Raw genomic sequence first — 16,301 nt, forward strand, 5'->3', positions numbered from 1 at the left:
AGACTTGATCCAAAGCCAGACCAAACGAATTCGCGATCGTGCCGACCGATACGCCATTTCGCATAATGTATATTATGTCAGAACAACGTCTTCAGGAGCATCAGTTCAAACCATTGCGTACGACAACCCAGTCAAAGCCGTCAGATGGCCGCAGTAATACATGTAGAACGCTCTACCCGTCCGCGGGATGGCCCATGACAGGTAAGCCAAACCTGCAACCGGCAGCGCAAGCAGCGGCCACAACGTCCGGTTCACCAAGCACAAGAGCACTAGCGGGATCACCAAGAGCACGACAACCGACACTGCCCTTGGCCATCGCCAGCCCGCTGGATTGCGCCAGAACAGCCAGGCACCGAGTACAACAGCCAGCCCGTTCCACCGATAGTCAACCAGGTAAGGTGCCGGCAACAGGCAGAACGCCAACACAATCCATTTTCGTTCTTCGATCGCACGAATACAGACAGCTGCCAATGCGAAGGACAAGAGAATATTGAGCGGCAGTGCCCGATTGAATGCGATCGCCGCAATCGGTGTCGCAACGAGTCCCCACAGGAACAAGCGCTTGATCAACTTGGCGACATCAGCACCCGGCTGCGCCAAATTGTAGGCAAACACCAGTGCGAACAATGGAAATGCCACCCGGCCTAGTTCTGCAATGACCGGCATATAGCCCAGGTGCAAAATCTTCAAGGTGTGGTCGCCTGTCATAAACAGCAGCGCGAGCCACTTCACCAATTCACGGCCTCCGCTTGTCATGCTATCCCTCCTTGTTCGACGACGGCTCGATGAGCTAATGCGGATTTACTGATCAACTTATCTAACTCTGGAGCTGCCAGCAGTTCTGCAGCACCGGTCACCAATCCCAGCCATTCTTTGCAGCCCTGCTATCTCACAGCCCCATTGTCTTCCTGCAACTCCCGCTTGAACGGCACATCCGGTGGCGGCCTTGCGATGGCTGGCTGATCGTTGAGATTCGGGTCGCTCAGGCCGCAGCCGCCGCCGAATTGCAGCACAGACACCACGCAGCTGATCTTGGTCGTGGTGCCGGGAATGGGAATTTCGATCTTCTTCAATCCGCGCCGCACCCATTCCTGCAACAACGTCTGGTTCGGCATCCAATACTTGTCCAGCGACGTCGGCGTGTAACCGTAGGGCGGCCGCTTGAGCCAGGTGCCGCCTTGCGCAATCTGGTCACGCGTCCAGGTGTCGGTATCGCTGCCAGGCGGGCCGCGATCGCCAGCGCCATTGCCGGCCTCGCCACCGGCAGCAACCCGCACGCTGCCGTCGTTGTTGAACATGCCGTCGCGTTTGCCATCGGCACCGGTTGCCTGCCCGGGACGGTCGCGGGTCGATTTGCTCCAGTCGTCCGCGTTGGCCGCCACATCCCATCCGCCACTGCGATCAACCGGTTTCGGGCCGGCACCGCTGCTGGCCGCCGGCTTGCTGGATGCAGCGGCCGCTGACGCCGGTTTCGCAGATTGCGCAGCCGTCTGCTGGTTTGTCTGATTAGCGGCTGACGGCGCGCTGGAAGGTGCCGGCGCCGCAGGCGATATGGGGGCCGCCGCAGCCGAAGGCGTCTGCACGACTGCCGGTTGCGCCGGGGGTGTCTGCGCCGGCGTCGGCTGTGGCGCCGGGTCCGGCACGTTCGGCAGCTCTGCAGCACGCACCGCCAACTCAGGCATGCGAACCGTGGGAACTACCTCACGTGCACGCACGGTGGGCGCGGTGACCCTAGCCTGTTCGGGCACGACGATCTCGCGCTCGCGCACGGTGGGTGCCGCGGCAGCGCGCACGGCAACGGCCGCAGTCGGTTGCTGCAGTTCGCGCACCTGTGGCCGCTCGGTCACCGTCTGGATCTCGCGCTGGCGTACCTGTGGTGCAGCCGGCTCGATCGGGCGTGGCGCCACAGTGATGGTGGGCGGCGGCGGGACGACGAAATCCGTGGTCGGCACCGGTGTTTCAGTCACCTGCAGCGGCGATTCCAGCGTGACCTGCGGCACCTGCACACGGATCTGCGGGATATCGGGCGTACTGGGTTCCGCCGCCGCAGCCACAACAGGTTCGGGCGCGACGTCCGGCACGTCGGCTGCCGGCTCCACTGGCTCGGCCACTGTGGATGCGGTGCTTGCCGGCGACGCTGCTGCTGACGACGCGGCTGCCGCAGATGCCGCCGCTTGCTGAGCGCCAGATGCCGCTGTGGCTGGCGCAGCGTCCGCGGCCGGCTCGCCTTCGCCACCGCCCTGATCTGCGGCGCCCTCGCCTACATAGGTCAGGCGCACCCGGGCCTCATCGCCCTGTTTGGTGTCGTCCGGGGCCCAGCGCACGCTGACCACCCACAGCAACAAGGCGATAAATCCCAGGTGGATCAGCCCACTGCCGAGTACCGCACCCCAGTGCAGCGGGCGCTCGTCGCGCGGGCGCGGGTCCCAGTGTTGCCACCACAGGCTGCGGAATGCCTGGAACGGACTCAGTCTTCCTGCCATGCCGTCTCGAGGTCGCGGCGCAGGACGCGCCAACAGCGCGTCCGTCAGTTGGTCGTCATCAAACCGTGCTGGCGTACCCAGCCGCCCCCGCATCCAGATGCCCCAGCCATAGGGCAACCCAGTCCGCCGATCCAGAATGAGCTTGCCCGGCATGCGCGCCAACAGCGCCTGCAGGAGATCGGCAGCGGTTGTCACCGGTGGTGCGGAATCAGGCCGCGCTGTCGCGCGGAATGTAAGGCGCGTCGCCGGTGGCGTGATCGGTCGCGTCGCGCACGGCAATCACGCCGGGCACGCGCCCCATCAAGGTCTTCTCGATGCCCTGCTTCAGGGTGACATCGGCCATGCCGCAGCCGTGGCAGCCGCCGCCGAAGCGCAGCAACACCACGCCCTCGGCCGAGACTTCCTGCACCGCGACGCGCCCGCCATGCGAGGCCAGCTGCGGGTTGATCTCGTTCTCTACCACCCAGCGCACGCGCTCCACCATCGACGCCGACTCGGCCGGTGCCTCGCCCTTGATCTTGGGCGCCTTGATGGTGAGCTGCTGGTTGCCGGTGGACTGGGTGACGTAGTCGATCTCGGCGCCATCCATCCACGGCACACTGGCGGCCACCACATACAAGGTGAAGCCATCGCAATCGATGGCCCATTCGTCGCCGGACAAGTCGGCCGGCTCGGCGAACTCGAGTTTGGCGTCTGCACGCGGGGTGCCCGCGTCCACCGCGCTCAGGCGCACGCCCATGCCGGGCACACCCTCGCGCTCGATGAGCTTGCGGAAATAGGTCTGGGCTTTGTCGGATATCTGGATCATGCGGGTTATTCTACCGCTCAATGCGCCCCCGCTCATGGAACACCGTGATCCTGGTGGGTGCTTCTGTTCGCCAATTCGCGAGGCCGCCTGTCATGACCGATCTCATCCCCCTGGAACAGGCCCATTGCCTGCCCCGCAAGGGCAGCGACCACAAGCTGGGCGAAGCCCACCTGGCCGAGCTGTTGCCCCAGGTCCCCGGCTGGGAGCTGGCCGAAGCCGGCATGGCCATCACGCGCACATTCCGCTTCGCCGACTATTACCGCACCCTCGCCTTCGTCAATGCGCTGGCCTGGATCGCACACCGCGAAGACCACCATCCGGATTTGGGCGTGCATTACGACCGCGTAGTGGTGCGCTATTCCACCCACGACGTGGGCGGGCTGAGCGAGAACGACTTCATTTGCGCGGCCAAGGCAGCTCAGCTCTTCGATCAAGGAATCACCGCATGAACCAGTATCGCGCCCTGCTTGCCGGCCTGTGCGTCGCCGGCGCCCTCGTCGGCTGCGGCAAGCCATCGCAGGAGGCCGCCACGCCCGGCGTGGCTCCCACCGAGTTGGCCGCCCTGAAGACGCCCCCGCCTGAATACTCACCGCAGCTGGCCTGTGCAGGAATCGGTGGCAAGACGGTGCTGCGTGTGGTGGTTGGCCCGCAAGGCTCCCCTACCGATGTCACCGTCGCCCAGAGCAGCGGCCAGCCGGTGTTGGATGAGGCGGCGCAGACGCGCGTGCGCGAGTGGCAGTTCAAGGCCGCCACCCGCAATGGACAGCCGGTGCCGCAGACCATCCAGGTGCCGGTGGACTTCAAGCCGCCGGTCCCCAAGCCTGACGAATGCTTCGCCATCGAAGAGCGCGCCCGCCGCGGCGGCTGACCACCACGCATCCATCATCGCGCCATGGCCATCCTGCAGCAGCGGATGGCCGAGCGCAGACACGCGCAGCTGAACTCGCCACGCACTCCGCCGGATCGCCATTCTTTTCGACGAGGTCGTTGCGTCAATGCTTGAAGTGTCATCGCACAATGTCTGGACCGCGCTTGCGGTTACTCTTGCCGCCGGCCTGGCGACCGGCCTGGGCAGTCTCATGGCCGTCTTCGCCAAGAAGCCCAACCCGCGCCTGCTGGCCTTCGGGCTGGCATTTGCCGGCGGCGCCATGGTGTTCGTGTCGCTGTCGGAGATCCTCAACAAGTCGATCGCCTCGTTCTCCACCGCCTACAACGACAAGCTCGGCTTCACCTACGGCACGCTGACCTTCCTGGGCGGAATGCTGCTGATCATGGTGATCGACCGCCTGGTGCCTAATCCGCACCAAAGCCTGTCCACCGACGACCCGCAATTTCGCGACGACAACCGCGCCTACATCCGGCGCGTGGGCCTGCTGACGGCAGTCGCCATCACCGCGCACAACTTTCCCGAAGGCCTGGCCACGTTCTTCGCAACGCTGGAAAGCCCGGCGGTGGGCATGCCGCTGGCGTTCGCCATCGCCATCCACAACATCCCCGAAGGCATTGCCATCGCCGTGCCGGTGTATTTCGCCACGCGCAACAAGTTCTATGCGTTCGGGGCGAGCCTGTTGAGCGGCCTGGCCGAGCCGATCGGCGCGGGCATCGGCTACCTGCTCCTGTCCAGCGTGCTGTCCGAGGCCGTGTTCGGAGCGGTGTTCGGGGTGATCGCCGGGGTCATGGTGTTCCTCGCGCTGGACGAGTTGCTGCCTGCCGCCAAGCGCTACGCACAAGGACACGAGACGGTCTACGGCCTGGTGTCGGGCATGGGCACGCTGGCGATCAGCCTGGTGTTGTTCCGTTATGCGGCACCTTGAGCCTGCAGCCAATTGCCAGTGCTGATGAGTGCTGCCCTGCCCCACAGCTGCCTGGTCTGCTGTTACAGGGATGCAGCGATGCCCGATACATCGCGCCAAATCGGCGCGCGCCTGACGTGCCCACGCGAACTCACGCGAGGCGCGTTCTAGCCAAGACCCACGAGAGAGGCACCGGAGGCAGCTACCGGGCTAGACCTGCTAGCCGTTCCTCAGTGACAGCGGGGGAATGGACCTCAGCATTTCATGCCGCCGCGTTTGCCATCCCGGGGCAGCGAAAGATCTGACGTTGAACCCGAAGGGTGCGCACGCGCCGCGCATCAAGCACGACGCGTGCGTACTTTCCCGTGCCAGCGAGGAACTATCGCCTCTTGCGAAGCCGCGACTCAACCCAGCCGATCCAGCGCCTCAGCCAACTCCGGCGCCAACGGTGCGTTGAGCACATACGGCGTCTTGCCGTTGTCCAGCGCGAACTCCAGCGAGGCGGCATGCAGGAACAGGCGGCGCAGGCCGACCTGGTCGCGCAGGCGCTTGTTCACCTCGGGGTCGCCGTATTTGTCGTCGCCGGCAACCGCATGACCGAGGTGCTGTGCATGCACACGGATCTGGTGGGTGCGCCCGGTCTCGATGCGTACCTCACAGTAGGAATGCCCGCCGCGACGCTCCAGCAACCGGAAGTGGCTCAGCGATGGCTTGCCGATTGCATTGACCTGCACATGCCGCTCGCCGCCCTGGCGCAGGCCGATGTGCAGCGGCGCATCCACACTCATCACCCCGTCGGGCATCCGCCCTACCAGCAGCGTGAGGTAGCGCTTGGTGATGCTGCGCCCGTCCACCCTGTCGTCTTCGCGCATCAAGGCCTGCAGCTCGGTCAGCGCTGAACGCTTTTTGGCCACGATCAATAGGCCCGATGTATCGCGATCCAGGCGATGCACCAGCTCCAGCGTCTGGTTCGGACGCAAGGCGCGCAAGGTCTCGATCGCCCCGAAGCTGATCCCGCTGCCGCCATGACTGGCCACGCCGGTAGGCTTGTTGAGCGCCAGCAGGCGCGCATCTTCGAACACGATGGCCGCTTCCAGCCGCGCCTGGAACGCCGATGGCGGCGCGGCCTTGTCGCCCTCTTCGGTGAGACGCACCGGCGGGATGCGCACTTCTTCCCCACCCTCCAGCTTGCGCTCGGCCTTGGCCCGCCCGCCGTTCACGCGCACCTGCCCGCTGCGCACCAGCTTGTAGATCAGGCTGCGTGGCGCGCCCTTCAATTGTCCCAGCAGGAAATTGTCCAGCCGCTGCCCAGTGCGGTCTTCCGGAACTTTGAGAATGCGCACGCCCACACGGTCGGCGGGAGGCTTGGGGGGCTGGGGGTCGGTCATCCGGCTCTTTATTCTGTTACACTCGGCGAGCGAGATAAGGGTTTGATTTCGTTGGAAGTTGATTGGCCAGAAGCCTGACTTCCGATGATTCCGGCACAGTGCGCAACCACCGCCCCCGGGGCGGCCATGTTAGCGGCTCACCGGCCTACCCGGCCATCGCCAGCGGTTTTTGGCCGTTGCGCTGAACATGTCCCGTGCGCTGTCCCGGTTGTCCGGACGCAGCTGCCGGCCCTGAAACACCTATAAAAAACTTAAGAGAAGCGCTCCCGCGGCCTGCCGTGGTGTTGCAGCGCTGGAAACCCTAGCCAGGCCTGTCCGCGCGTTGCGCGAAAGGCCGGCGACCCGTTCCAGAGGCGAAACGTCACGGCGTTCCGCGCGGTAGAGCGCGCGAGGAACGCAACAATGAAGCGAATGCTGATCAACGCAACGCAGGCCGAAGAGCTGCGCGTGGCGATTGTGGACGGCCAGACCCTGTACGACATCGACATCGAACAGCCGTCCAAGGAACAGAAGAAGTCCAATATCTACAAGGGTCGCATCACGCGGCTCGAGCCCTCGCTGGAAGCGGCGTTCGTGGACTATGGCGCCGAGCGCCATGGATTCCTGCCGCTGAAGGAAATCTCCCGCGATTACTTCCAGGCCGGTGTCGACCACAACAAGTCGACCATCCGTGAGCTGCTGCGTGAGGGCCAGGAAGTGGTGGTCCAGGTCGACAAGGAAGAGCGCGGCAACAAGGGCGCCGCCCTGACCACGTTCATCTCGCTCGCCGGCCGCTACATGGTGCTGATGCCCAATTCCCCGAGCGCCGGTGGCGTCTCGCGTCGGATCGAAGGCGAGGACCGTGCCGCACTGAAGGACGCGCTGGACAAGCTCGACATCCCCGACGACATGGGCGTGATCATCCGCACCGCCGGCGTCGGCCGCGATGCTGAAGAGCTGCAGTGGGATCTGGATTACCTGCTGCAGACCTGGAAGGCGATTGCCGAAGCCGCGCTGAGCAAGCCGGCGGCGTTCCTGATCTACCAGGAGTCGCGCCTGATCATCCGCGCCCTGCGCGACTACCTGCGCGCCGACATCGGCGAAATCCTGGTCGATACGCCGGAGCTGTATGCCGACGCCCAGGAGTTCATGCAGCAGGTCATGCCGCAGAGCCTGCGCAAGCTCAAGCACTACACCGACGATATCCCGCTGTTCAACCGCTTCCAGATCGAGTCGCAGATCGAAGGCGCCTACGAGCGCAATGTGCGCCTGCCGTCGGGCGGCTCGATCGTGGTCGACCAGACCGAAGCGCTGACCGCCGTCGACGTCAACTCCTCGCGCGCCACCAAGGGCAGCGACATCGAGGAAACCGCGTTCCAGACCAATCTGGAAGCGGCCGAAGAAGTGGCGCGCCAGTTGCGCCTGCGTGACCTCGGCGGTCTGGTTGTCATCGACTTCATCGACATGGCGTCCACCAAGCACCAGCGCGAAGTGGAAAACAAGCTGCAGAACGCGCTCAAGTACGACCGTGCGCGCGTGCAGCTGGGCCGGATCTCGCGCTTCGGCCTGATGGAGATGAGCCGCCAGCGTCTGCGTCCGAGCCTGGGTGAGTCCAGCCAGATCGTGTGCCCGCGTTGCGACGGCCATGGCCGTATGCGCAGCGTGGAATCGCTGTCGCTGTCGATCATCCGCGTGGCCGAAGAGCACGCCATGAAGGAGAACACCGGGCAGGTGCTGGTACAGGCTCCGGTGGAGATCGCCAATTACCTGCTCAACGAAAAGCGCAGCGCATTGCGCGAGATCGAGCAGCGCCATGAGTCGCCGATCATCATCGTGGCCGACGAGCAGCTGCATACCCCGCATTACGAAGTCACGCGCCTGCGTGAGAACGAGCTGGGCGAAGACAGCGGCAAGCCGAGCTATCAGCGCGGCACGCCGCGCAAGTTGCCGGTGCATGCGCTGACCAAGGCCCAGTTGAATATCCCGGTCGCGCCGGCGGTGACTTCGATCAAGCCGAGCCAACCGGCTCCGGTGCGTGAAGAGGCCCCTGCCCCGGTCGCCGCGGCGCCCGCCACGGCGCCGGTGGTGGCACTGCCGCTCCCCGCACCGGTCACCGGCGTGGTGGGCTGGTTGAAGCGCATCTTCGGCGGTGTCGATGCTCCGGCGGCAGCGCCGGAAGCGTCGCAGCAGCAGCGCCCGCGTCAGAACGACGCCGCGCGTGGCAACCGCAATGATCGCGGCGAGCGTGGCGGACAACGCCGCGATGCACGCAATGGCAATGGCGGTCAGCACCGCGGCAATGGCGGCAATGGCAGTGGCAACGGCGCCAACAAGGAGCGCCGCGACGAGCGTCGCCAGCCGACCGCGCCGCAAACTGGCAGCCAGCCGCAGCAGCAAGTGCAGGTGGCCAAGCCAGCGCGCAACGAGCCGCAGGCGCCCAAGCAGCCGCAGCAGGGTCAGCAACCGAAGCAGCCAAAGCAGCAGCAAAACCAGCAGCCGCGTCCTCCGCGCCAGCAGGATGGTGCGCCGGCTGAAAAGCAGCAGCGTCCCGCACGCCAGGACGATGCAGCAGTGGCACAGGCCGTGACCGCGACTGCGGCGACCGCCACCACCGCAAGCGTGGCAGCGGCCATTGCCGATACCGCCGCGCCGGTGTCCAGGACGGTGCCAACGCACGAGACCGACGCCGCACATCCGGTCGACATGACGGTGACGCCCGCCGCCTCCGAGGCAACTGCCGATGCCGCCGCCGAGGGCCATGCCCAGGACGCACCGGCAGGCGATGACGGCGCCAATGGCGAGGGCGGAAGCCGTCGCCGTCGCGGCCGTCGCGGTGGTCGCCGCCGTCGTCGTGGTGCAGGCGCCACGGGTGAAGGTGGGACCGGAGCGGATGGTCTTGAGTCCGATGATCTGGACGGCGATGCCGACGGTGATCTGGATAGCGACAACGACGATGCCGGTACGCCAGCACCGACGTCGTCCGCGCCACGCGCCGGGCAGCCCGAGTTCGACTTCGATGACGATGCCGGCACCCCGCCCGCTCGGGCCCAGGCAAAGGTTGAGCGCAGCCCGGAGCAGCAGACGCCGGTGACGCCACGTCTGGTGCCGAAGGAGCGAGCCGAAACGCAGCCGCCGGCTGATACGGCAGCGTCAGCTGCACCGTCCGTCGACAGCGCACCGACTACCCCGCAGCAGCCGGTGATCACCGCGCAGTCGGCACCGGTTGCCTCGCCCGAAGCCGCCGTGTCGTCGCAGGCGGAATCCTCGCAGGCAGCGTCGCAGAAACCCGCTGCAGCACCGCACGCCGCTTCGCCATCGATCGAGGCTGCGCCGGCACAGGAGCAGCAGCGCGCTCCCGTGCAGGACGCCCCGCGTGTTGCACCGGAGGCAGCGGCTCCGGCTGCGGCAGCGGTGCAAAGCGTTCGTCCTGAAGTGACTGAAGCCGTCTCCCCGGTGCAGCCTGCAGCACCGACGCAGCCTGCCGCGACAGCGTCGGTTGAGCCGTCGCCTGCAGCGCAGGTCACGCCGGCGCCCGTTGCGCCGGCCGAAGCTGCCGTGGTCACGGTCACGGTCACCGCACCGCATGCCGAACCGTCCAGCACGGCCGGCAAGGCCGTGGATGTCGCAGTGACCTCGACCGCCGCGGTTGCGCAGCCGGCCACCGACACCGCGCCAGCGGCGCCGGCGCGCAAGCCCTACGCGCCGGTGCAGACCACCCTGCTCGATGCGTTGGCTCCGCAATCGCCGCAAGCGGCAGCTCCGCAGGCTCAGGTCGAGACTGCTCCGGCAGCCAAGGTAGCTGAGCACTCCACGCCGGCCGCTGCTGCGGCGCCTGTGGCTGCGCAGCAACCTGCAGAGGCACGGCAGCCGACGGTGGTCGTGTCGGAAGCGTCCAAGCCGGCGGCGCCGTCTGTTGACGCTGCTGATGCAGCGGACGACAAGGACGACACCGAGGCCGCAGCGTCGAAAGACGATGCCAACAAGCCGCGTAGCGATCACTGATCGTTACGCGTGACTGACGCTGTCCTGGGCAACCCGGATGGTGGCGACAAAAAAAGCGGCCTTCGGGCCGCTTTTTTTGTGTCATCAACTGACAGTCGCAAACTGCATGGAGTTTGCAGCTGCCTGGTACGCGAATTCAAACTTCGACAGGTATTGCCCATTACCGCTTCGATCAGACCGCGCCTTGAGCGTGTCGAGAAACCACGTCGCCGTTGCCACATCGAACAAACAGAAATTCAGCGCTGTGATCAGACCGGCGAGTACCTGCACCGTCACCGCGTCGGTGAGCATTCGATCAATAGATCTGCGGCTTTACGCGTCTGCCGCTCCAAAGCCCTGTAGCTCCACAGAACGACAGCGCTCCAGGACGCTAAGCGCAGAGCACAACCAACGCTCTACCACTCGCACCAGCACAGGAACACGCCAGCCCATCTCTCAATGACTTTCCATAAAGCACGTACGTTCAAACGCGGCGCGACCACCTAAGTGAAGCGCCACGAATTGCCTCTCGATTGATCAGCCATACACCGCCGACAACACCACATCGCCTCAGCGGCGGCATGCGTTCACAGCGTACGTGCGGGATCGGTCAGGCCGTATTGATTGGCCAGTCGCGCCAGGGCGATGTTGTCCTGGATGCCGACCTTTTCGAACAGGCGCGCCTTGTGGGTATTGATGGTCTTGGCGCTGAGATTCAGGCGCTTGGCGATGTCTTCCTGTCGTAGGCCCTGCGTCAGCAGCAGCGCGACCTCAAGCTCACGTGGCGACAGCGCATCGAAGGGCGAACCGCCGCCTTCCAGGTTGGACAGCGCAAGGTTCTGCGCGATGGTGTTGCCGAGATAACGACGGCCCAGCGCCACTTCACGCAAGGCGCGCAGCAACTCGTGCGCGTCGCCGCCCTTGCCGACATAGCCGAACGCACCGGCTTCGAGCAGCCGCTTGGGCAGCGGGCCATCTTCCAGCACCGACACAATGATGACCCGCGTGCCGTAGTCGCCTTTGACGATGCGCTCGGTGATCTCCAGCCCGCTGACTCCCGGCAGGTGCAGATCGCATAACACGATGCCCGGCTTGAGCTGGCGAATCTGCGGCAGCGCCGCTTCCCCACTCTCTGCTTCGCCCACCACTTCAATGTCCACTTCCTTGGACAGGATCATCTTCATGCCGGTACGCACGAGTGCATGATCGTCGATCAGAAAAACTCTGATTGTCATCCGTGTAGTCCTCGCTGTGCGGCTGGCTGGTGCAGCCTAGCTCCGTGAATAATTCAGGGCAAGCTCGATGCGACGTATTACGTGGAAGTTAGACGCGTGTATTGCGCCAGATCCCGGCAAACCCGCGCTCAACGCGTGCTGTGCCGCGCTCCACGTGACCAGCATCGTGCCGTGACGCTTGCGTTGCAGACATCGGACAATACAGTCGTGCCCGGTCAGATTTTCCCTGCGTCTGCGCACGCTGCGCCTTCGACCAACGGACGGAGTTCCGCATCGAGGGCCACGCGCTCATCGAACACGAAACACCGCCCGTTGTAGCCCTCACCACCAACGTCCTCGAAGTACCCCAGGATGCCGCCTTCCAGCTGCAGTACGTTGTCCATGCCCTCGGCATGCATCCACAGCGCAGCCTTTTCGCAGCGGATGCCGCCGGTGCAGAAGCTCACCACCGTGGCATCGGCGAGCGCTGCACGGTGCGGCTGCAATGCCTCGGGCAGTTCGGTAAACTTGTCGATCGGCAACGTGAGTGCGCCCTGGAACGTGCCATACGCCACTTCCTGGGCATTGCGGGTATCCAGCAGCACCAGCGGGCGGCCGTGATCGTCGTGCCCCTGCTGCATCCATTTCCGTAGCATTGCAGGCGCCACCGACGGCGCGCGGCCTTGCAGCGGCGAGGCATCATCGCGGCGGAAGCTGATGATTTCCGGCTTGACCTTGACCTTGAGCCGCGCGAACGGTTGCTCGGCGCTATGGCTGTATTTCACGCGCATCTGTGCAAAGCGCGCGTCTGCATGCAGCCAGGCATAGAAGCCTGCGATCTGCTCGGCATCGCCGGCCAGAAACAGGTTGATACCTTCTTCGGCCACCAGCACCGAACCCTTCAGCGCACGCTGCTGGGCGCGCTCCAGCACGCTGTCCGCCAGCTGTTGCGGGTCTTGGATCGGGGCGAACTGATAGGCAGCGGTATTGGTGATCATGGCGCTATTTTAAGCCCGATCCGCTGCGGCAGGTTATCCGCGCAACAACAGGAACGGCAGCAATACCAGCGAGGCGATCACCAACATGCCGACCAGGGTGGCCAGCACGAACAATGGCCGCCGACGCAACAACGCGCCGAAGGTTTCCGCGGTCCCCGACGCCAGCGCCTGCTGCCGCTGTGCACGCGCATCAGCACCGCGCCGGGCCTGGTACGCATCCATCAGTGCCTTGGCTCGCGGATAGTCCGCATCCTCGCTAAGCCAGATGCCGCCGGCGGAAATGCCCCAATTGCTGGGGCGCGTTTCGTAGGTCTGCACCAGGTTGTCGCGCATCAGTGCCCGCACGTCGTCAGCTTCGTCGTCGGGGACATTGCGTAGGTTGAGCAGCAGTTTTGCCATGACGCGATGATAGCGGGAGCCAGGTGCGATAATGCGCGCCTCACTCCTGTGGATCACGCCATGCGCCTCTTTTTGACGCTTTGCGCCGCCCTGTTGCTGGCGAGCTGCGCCCCTGCCCTGCCCCCGTCCGGTGGCACCATCGCCGCGTTCGAGCGGATCGATCGCACCGTCGGCACTGGCACCGAAGCCACGCCCAATGCGTTGGTCACCGTGCACTACACCGGCTGGCTATACGACGAGAAGGCGGCCGACAAACACGGCAAGAAGTTCGACAGCTCACTGGATCGCGCCGAGCCGTTCCAGTTCGTGCTGGGTGGCCGCCAGGTCATCCGCGGCTGGGATGAGGGTGTGGCCGGCATGCGCGTCGGCGGCAAGCGGACCTTGATGATCCCGCCGGAGTTCGGTTACGGCGACAAAGGTGCCGGTGGGGTCATTCCGCCGGGCGCCTCGCTGGTGTTCGACGTCGAACTGCTTGGCGTGCAGCCGCGCTGAGCACGCACCTCATGACCGATGCAAACACACCGCGGCTCGCGGTGATTGGTGGCGGCCCGGCCGGCCTGATGGCGGCCGAGGTCGCACGCGCCGCCGGGCTTGCTGTGGATCTTTATGAAGCGAAGGGGTCGGTCGGGCGCAAGTTCCTGATCGCCGGCAAGGGCGGCTTGAACCTGACCCACTCCGATCCGCCGCCTGTCTTCGCACAGCGCTATCGCGAACGCAGCACCGAGGTTGGGCACTGGCTGCAGGCGTTCGACGCCGAGGCACTGCGCGCGTGGGCGCGCGACCTGGACGTGGAGACCTACGTTGGAAGTTCTGGCCGCGTATTTCCGATGGACCGCAAGGCCGCTCCACTGCTGCGCGGCTGGGTGCGACGACTCAAAGAACAGGGTGTGAGTTTCCATGTGCAGCATCGTTGGCTCGGCTGGGATGACGGTGGTGCGCTGCGCTTCGCCACACCAACCGGCGAGCAGGCATTCGCGGCCGATGCGGTGATCCTGGCGCTGGGTGGTGGCACCTGGCCGCAGCTGGGATCGGATGGGCAATGGGCACCCCTCCTTGAGCAGCGCGACATCGCGGTGGCGCCACTGCAGCCGGCCAATTGCGGCTTCGACATCGCATGGACGCCGCATTTTGTGCAGCGCCACGCCGGTGCGCCATTGAAGGCGGTAGTTGCCCAGTGGCAAGGGCGCGATGGTGCGACACAGGCGCTGCAGGGCGAATGCGTGATCACCGCAACGGGAATCGAGGGCAGCCTGATCTATGCGCTGTCGGCGGACCTGCGCACGCAGATCCAGACACACGGCACGGCGACGCTCTGGCTCGACCTGGTACCCGGCCGCACGCTGGAGCGGCTGCAGGCGGATCTGCAAAAGCCGCGCAACGGGCGCAGTTTCAGCGAGCACCTGCGCCGCCAGACCGGCATCGATGGCGTCAAGACCGCGCTGCTGTTCGAACACTTGGGCAAGCAGGCCGGCGATGACCTCACGCGCGTTGCGCAGACGCTCAAACAGCTACCGCTGCGTTTGCTGCGGCCACGGCCGTTGGCGGAAGCCATCAGCACGGCCGGCGGCGTACGTCTGGAGGCACTGGATGCGCAGCTGATGGCGCGTGCGCAACCGGGTGTGTTCTGCGCCGGCGAAATGCTCGACTGGGAAGCACCAACCGGCGGTTATCTGCTGACGGCGTGCTTTGCCAGCGGTCTGCGCGCGGCGCAGGGCGCGGTGCAGTGGCTGCAACGCGGCGCTACAGCCGAGCGTTGACCGACGCGCGCGGCCACACCGATTTGACGTCATAGAACACCGCGCCCGGCTTGCCGAGTGCGGCGATGCGCTGCGCATCGTAGTCGCGGTACTGCGCATGCGCCACCGCCAGGACCACGGCATCGTAGGCGCCCTCTTCCGGCGTCTCGCACAGCTGCACGCCGCCGTGGCGCAGCGCGTCTTCGGGATCGGCCCACGGGTCGCAGGTATCGACCTGCGCGCCGGCGACCTGCAGCAGCTGCACCAGCTCCAGGGCACGGCTGTTGCGTAGATCCGGGCAGTTCTCCTTGAAGGTGGCGCCGAGCACCAGCACCCGCGCCTGCGGTGGTGCAATCCCTTGCGCCGCGAGCAAGCTGCAGACGCGCTCGGCCACGTGACGGCCAACCCGATTGTTCACCTGCCGCGCGGTGTGGATCAGATCCGGGTGGTAACCCACGCTCTCGGATTTGTGCAGCAGGTAATACGGGTCCACACCGATGCAATGCCCGCCGACCAGACCGGGCCGGAACGGCAGGAAATTCCACTTGGTCCCGGCGGCTTCGAGCACATCGAGCGTGTCGATGCCGAGCTTGTCGAAGATCAGCGCCAGCTCGTTGACCAGCGCAATGTTGACGTCGCGCTGGATGTTCTCCACCACCTTGGCCGCTTCGGCCACGCGGATCGATTCGGCGCGCCAGGTGCCGGCCGTGATGATGCTGGCGTAGAGCGCATCCACCGCGTCGGCGGCGTCGGGTGTGGAGCCGGAGGTGATCTTGCGAATGTCGCGCAGCCGCCGCTGCCGGTCACCCGGGTTGACGCGCTCGGGGCTGTAGCCACAGAAGAAATCAGCATTGAACCGCAGCCCGGAGGCTTCTTCGAGCAGCGGCACGCAGACTTCTTCGGTGGTGCCGGGGTACACCGTCGATTCGTAGATCACCAGATCGCCTGGCTTGAGCGCAGCGGCAATCAACACGGTGGCACTGCGCAGCGGTTCCAGGTCCGGCTGTTCGAAACTGTCGATGGGCGTGGGCACGGTGACGATGAAGATCGTGCAGCCCGCAAGTTCTGCAGCGTCGGCGGTGTAGCGCAACTGCCCTGCAGCGGCGAGTTCTGCATCGTCCAGTTCCAGCGTGGCATCGTGGCCCTGCTGCAACTGCGCCACGCGCTGGGCATCGATATCGAAGCCCAGCGTGTCGCGCCGCTCACCGAACGCGACGGCCAGCGGCAGGCCGACGTAGCCAAGCCCGATGACGGCAATGTGCGCCTGAAGCGGGTCGAACGGCGGGGTGCGGGACATGCGGTTCCTTCGATCATGCGCGGCACGGCACCGCGCGCCAGTGCGGCGGCAGCATAGCGCAGCCGGCAACCGCCCGGTCAGCCGCTTTGCACGCGATGGAGATTCACAATCGCCCCGCAATCAGGCACGCTATCGGTCTGCCCGGGTGGCGAAATTGGTAGACGCAAGGGACTTAAAATCCCTCAGCCGCAAGGCTATGCGGGTTCGACCCCCGCCCCGGGCACA

The 16,301-nt window shown here is 65.5% G+C and carries 15 protein-coding genes and 1 tRNA gene; 7 read left to right on the forward strand and 9 right to left on the reverse strand.

Annotation, left to right across the window (positions count from 1 at the left end):
• Positions 1–105: 105 nt before the first annotated feature.
• The 3 genes from ACD584_RS14495 to ACD584_RS14505 form a co-directional block, all read right to left on the reverse strand.
• On the reverse strand, positions 106–756 hold the full coding sequence (locus ACD584_RS14495) for a TraX family protein (protein ID WP_011037233.1): 651 nt from the start codon (positions 754–756) through the stop codon (positions 106–108).
• A gap of 128 nt (positions 757–884) precedes the next feature.
• Positions 885–2,678: a transmembrane repetitive protein gene (locus tag ACD584_RS14500; protein WP_175611454.1), complete on the reverse strand. Its 1,794-nt coding sequence runs from the start codon at positions 2,676–2,678 to the stop codon at positions 885–887.
• Between the two features lie 13 nt (positions 2,679–2,691).
• Positions 2,692–3,291 carry an NfuA family Fe-S biogenesis protein gene (locus ACD584_RS14505; protein ID WP_014507816.1) on the reverse strand — a complete coding sequence of 200 codons (600 nt, stop codon included), beginning with the start codon at positions 3,289–3,291 and terminating at the stop codon, positions 2,692–2,694.
• Between the two features lie 92 nt (positions 3,292–3,383).
• On the opposite strand from ACD584_RS14505, the gene ACD584_RS14510 reads away from it, so the two are divergent.
• From ACD584_RS14510 to zupT, 3 genes are all read left to right on the forward strand, one after another.
• Positions 3,384–3,740, forward strand: a complete 357-nt coding sequence (locus tag ACD584_RS14510; RefSeq protein WP_076035724.1) for a 4a-hydroxytetrahydrobiopterin dehydratase — start codon at positions 3,384–3,386, stop codon at positions 3,738–3,740.
• Positions 3,737–4,159 carry an energy transducer TonB gene (locus tag ACD584_RS14515; RefSeq protein ID WP_012438456.1) on the forward strand — a complete coding sequence of 141 codons (423 nt, stop codon included), beginning with the start codon at positions 3,737–3,739 and terminating at the stop codon, positions 4,157–4,159. Before ACD584_RS14510 ends, ACD584_RS14515 begins: the two co-directional genes overlap by 4 nt.
• 127 nt (positions 4,160–4,286) lie before the next feature.
• The gene (gene zupT / locus ACD584_RS14520) at positions 4,287–5,105 is read left to right on the forward strand and encodes a zinc transporter ZupT (RefSeq protein ID WP_076035723.1); all 819 of its coding nucleotides are present in this window, start codon (positions 4,287–4,289) and stop codon (positions 5,103–5,105) included.
• Positions 5,106–5,488: 383 nt separating this feature from the next.
• Here the strand turns inward: zupT and ACD584_RS14525 are convergent, their stop codons facing one another.
• Entirely contained in the window at positions 5,489–6,472 is a 984-nt protein-coding gene (locus tag ACD584_RS14525) for an RluA family pseudouridine synthase (protein WP_011037239.1), read from the reverse strand.
• 402 nt (positions 6,473–6,874) lie between these two features.
• Between ACD584_RS14525 and rne the strand changes: the two genes are divergently transcribed.
• Positions 6,875–10,453 (forward strand): ribonuclease E, encoded by a 3,579-nt coding sequence (gene rne, locus ACD584_RS14530; RefSeq protein WP_076035722.1) that lies wholly within the window; start codon positions 6,875–6,877, stop codon positions 10,451–10,453.
• Positions 10,454–10,537: 84 nt separating this feature from the next.
• Here rne and ACD584_RS14535 read toward each other — a convergent pair whose 3' ends face one another.
• The 4 genes from ACD584_RS14535 to ACD584_RS14550 all read right to left on the reverse strand — a co-directional run bounded on the left by ACD584_RS14535 (position 10,538) and on the right by ACD584_RS14550 (position 13,043).
• Complete coding sequence (locus ACD584_RS14535) at positions 10,538–10,744, reverse strand: hypothetical protein (protein WP_076035721.1); 207 nt, start codon at positions 10,742–10,744, stop codon at positions 10,538–10,540.
• A 275-nt stretch (positions 10,745–11,019) separates the two neighbouring features.
• A complete protein-coding gene (locus ACD584_RS14540; protein ID WP_040941286.1) occupies positions 11,020–11,667 on the reverse strand; it encodes a response regulator in 648 nt (215 codons plus the stop codon).
• Positions 11,668–11,882: 215 nt separating this feature from the next.
• A complete protein-coding gene (locus ACD584_RS14545; protein WP_076035720.1) occupies positions 11,883–12,644 on the reverse strand; it encodes a sulfurtransferase in 762 nt (253 codons plus the stop codon).
• A gap of 33 nt (positions 12,645–12,677) precedes the next feature.
• Positions 12,678–13,043 (reverse strand): DUF6164 family protein, encoded by a 366-nt coding sequence (locus tag ACD584_RS14550; protein WP_012438461.1) that lies wholly within the window; start codon positions 13,041–13,043, stop codon positions 12,678–12,680.
• Between the two features lie 60 nt (positions 13,044–13,103).
• Here ACD584_RS14550 and ACD584_RS14555 point away from each other — a divergent pair, with 60 nt between their 5' ends.
• Positions 13,104–13,535 carry an FKBP-type peptidyl-prolyl cis-trans isomerase gene (locus ACD584_RS14555; protein WP_016944902.1) on the forward strand — a complete coding sequence of 144 codons (432 nt, stop codon included), beginning with the start codon at positions 13,104–13,106 and terminating at the stop codon, positions 13,533–13,535.
• An 11-nt stretch (positions 13,536–13,546) separates the two neighbouring features.
• On the forward strand, positions 13,547–14,800 hold the full coding sequence (locus ACD584_RS14560; protein WP_076035719.1) for a TIGR03862 family flavoprotein: 1,254 nt from the start codon (positions 13,547–13,549) through the stop codon (positions 14,798–14,800).
• Here the strand turns inward: ACD584_RS14560 and ACD584_RS14565 are convergent.
• Entirely contained in the window at positions 14,784–16,076 is a 1,293-nt protein-coding gene (locus ACD584_RS14565; RefSeq protein ID WP_076035718.1) for a nucleotide sugar dehydrogenase, read from the reverse strand. The genes ACD584_RS14560 and ACD584_RS14565 overlap by 17 nt on opposite strands.
• A gap of 139 nt (positions 16,077–16,215) precedes the next feature.
• Here ACD584_RS14565 and ACD584_RS14570 point away from each other — a divergent pair.
• Positions 16,216–16,299 (forward strand) — tRNA-Leu (locus ACD584_RS14570).
• Positions 16,300–16,301: the final 2 nt, after the last annotated feature.

It is taken from the genome of Xanthomonas sp. NCPPB 2922, assembly GCF_041520885.1.
Taxonomy (GTDB): domain Bacteria; phylum Pseudomonadota; class Gammaproteobacteria; order Xanthomonadales; family Xanthomonadaceae; genus Xanthomonas; species Xanthomonas campestris.

What these genes read in the sequence shown, in the direction of transcription:
- ACD584_RS14515 (WP_012438456.1), top strand. Translation starts at nt 3,737, where the DNA reads ATGAACCAGTATCGCGCCCTGCTTGCCGGCCTGTGCGTCGCCGGCGCC.
- ACD584_RS14555 (WP_016944902.1), top strand. Translation starts at nt 13,104, where the DNA reads ATGCGCCTCTTTTTGACGCTTTGCGCCGCCCTGTTGCTGGCGAGCTGC.
- ACD584_RS14505 (WP_014507816.1), bottom strand. Translation starts at nt 3,291, where the DNA reads ATGATCCAGATATCCGACAAAGCCCAGACCTATTTCCGCAAGCTCATC.
- zupT (WP_076035723.1), top strand. Translation starts at nt 4,287, where the DNA reads ATGCTTGAAGTGTCATCGCACAATGTCTGGACCGCGCTTGCGGTTACT.
- ACD584_RS14510 (WP_076035724.1), top strand. Translation starts at nt 3,384, where the DNA reads ATGACCGATCTCATCCCCCTGGAACAGGCCCATTGCCTGCCCCGCAAG.
- rne (WP_076035722.1), top strand. Translation starts at nt 6,875, where the DNA reads ATGAAGCGAATGCTGATCAACGCAACGCAGGCCGAAGAGCTGCGCGTG.
- ACD584_RS14535 (WP_076035721.1), bottom strand. Translation starts at nt 10,744, where the DNA reads ATGCTCACCGACGCGGTGACGGTGCAGGTACTCGCCGGTCTGATCACA.
- ACD584_RS14545 (WP_076035720.1), bottom strand. Translation starts at nt 12,644, where the DNA reads ATGATCACCAATACCGCTGCCTATCAGTTCGCCCCGATCCAAGACCCG.
- ACD584_RS14495 (WP_011037233.1), bottom strand. Translation starts at nt 756, where the DNA reads ATGACAAGCGGAGGCCGTGAATTGGTGAAGTGGCTCGCGCTGCTGTTT.
- ACD584_RS14565 (WP_076035718.1), bottom strand. Translation starts at nt 16,076, where the DNA reads ATGTCCCGCACCCCGCCGTTCGACCCGCTTCAGGCGCACATTGCCGTC.
- ACD584_RS14550 (WP_012438461.1), bottom strand. Translation starts at nt 13,043, where the DNA reads ATGGCAAAACTGCTGCTCAACCTACGCAATGTCCCCGACGACGAAGCT.
- ACD584_RS14540 (WP_040941286.1), bottom strand. Translation starts at nt 11,667, where the DNA reads ATGACAATCAGAGTTTTTCTGATCGACGATCATGCACTCGTGCGTACC.
- ACD584_RS14525 (WP_011037239.1), bottom strand. Translation starts at nt 6,472, where the DNA reads ATGACCGACCCCCAGCCCCCCAAGCCTCCCGCCGACCGTGTGGGCGTG.
- ACD584_RS14560 (WP_076035719.1), top strand. Translation starts at nt 13,547, where the DNA reads ATGACCGATGCAAACACACCGCGGCTCGCGGTGATTGGTGGCGGCCCG.